We start from the raw sequence: 1,289 nt of genomic DNA on the forward strand, positions 1-1,289 counted from the left end.
CTCGACGCACGGCAGGCGTTCGTGTTCGAAGACCGGCCGGCCGCACCGGCCGGCCTGCCGCCGGTGCTCGCGGGTCTTGACGATGCGGCCGACGGCTACGTGACCGAGACGCACGAGGCCGCGCTGGCGTTCACGCGCACCGTCTGCACGATGCTCGGGCGCGGCGCGGTGCTGCTGGTCGACTACGGCTTTCCCGCGCACGAGTACTACCACCCGCAGCGCGACCGCGGCACGCTGATGTGCCACTACCGTCACCACGCACACGACGATCCGTTCCTGTACCCGGGGCTGCAGGACATCACCGCGCACGTCGAATTCACCGGCATCTACGACGCGGCCGTCGCCACCGGCGCTGATTTGCTCGGCTACACGTCGCAGGCGCGCTTCCTGCTGAACGCGGGCATCACCGACGCGCTGGCCGCGATCGATCCGTCGGACATCCGCGCATTCCTGCCGGCCGCAAACGCGGTGCAGAAGCTGATCTCCGAAGCCGAGATGGGCGAGCTGTTCAAGGTGATCGCGTTTTCGCGCGGCATCGATGGCACGCTCGACGCGTTCGCGCGCGGCGACCGCTCGCACGCACTCTGACGGAGCCGACATGCTGCGCTGGCTGATGACGTCGTTCGTCGCGGTGATGATCCTGACGCGCTGCTGGCCGTGGCTCGGCAAGCTCGGCATCGGGCGGATGCCGGGCGACGTCACGCTGACGCTCGGCGGGCGGCGCTATCCGTTCCCGTTCATGTCGACGCTGGTGCTGACGATGCTGCTGTCGATGGTGGCGCGGCTGCTCTGAGCCGCGCCGAAAAGGCTGGCAGGCGTTACAGCTCGATTTCGCCGAGGATCCGGTGCGCGAGCGCCTTTGCCTCGTCGAACGCTTCTTCCTCGCTGGGGCTCGTCGAGTGGACGTCGTAGCGCGTGTTCTCGGTGTCGTCCCCGTCGTCCCGCGCGAGGATCACGTAACCCTGGAACTGCCCGTTGCCCGCATGCTGGGTATGCGCCTTGGCCGTGTAGATGCCCTTCGTGAACGTGTTGGTGTCCATCGTGCTCTCCCGCAAAAGGACACTTCATCGTAGCACTGCGGCGCAGCATGTACAGCGCGGCAAATCGGTGACCGAACGGTGCCCGGTCGCGGTGTCCGGTCACCGTCCTTCCCGTCACCGTTCGATCAGTGCGACGACCTCGTCGAGCGTCGGCGCATGCGCGCCCGTGTGCCGGCATGCCGCGGCGCCTGCCGCCAGCGCGAACACGAGATGCTCGCGCCACGATCGCTGCGGCGCAGCCATCAGGCT

3 protein-coding genes and 1 pseudogene are annotated in these 1,289 nt (G+C 68.0%); 2 read left to right on the forward strand and 2 right to left on the reverse strand.

Translation table 11 applies throughout. The annotated features are described in order from the left end of the window. Positions 1 to 588 (forward strand): SAM-dependent methyltransferase (locus G3N93_RS39920; protein ID WP_206135512.1); only part of this gene is annotated, 588 nt, incomplete at its 5' end. Positions 589 to 598: 10 nt separating this feature from the next. Next, positions 599 to 793, forward strand: coding sequence for a DUF2905 domain-containing protein (locus G3N93_RS39925; protein WP_039355363.1), 195 nt, complete (start codon positions 599 to 601; stop codon positions 791 to 793). Between the two features lie 25 nt (positions 794 to 818). On the opposite strand, the gene G3N93_RS39930 is transcribed toward G3N93_RS39925, so the two are convergent. Together G3N93_RS39930 and G3N93_RS39935 are read right to left on the reverse strand one after the other, a co-directional pair. Continuing rightward, complete coding sequence (locus G3N93_RS39930) at positions 819 to 1,040, reverse strand: hypothetical protein (protein WP_011353424.1); 222 nt, start codon at positions 1,038 to 1,040, stop codon at positions 819 to 821. A gap of 114 nt (positions 1,041 to 1,154) precedes the next feature. Further along, positions 1,155 to 1,289, reverse strand: a pseudogene (locus tag G3N93_RS39935) (carbohydrate kinase); the annotation flags it as partial.

This window comes from Burkholderia sp. Se-20378 (genome assembly GCF_017104665.1).
GTDB classification, from domain to species: domain Bacteria; phylum Pseudomonadota; class Gammaproteobacteria; order Burkholderiales; family Burkholderiaceae; genus Burkholderia; species Burkholderia lata.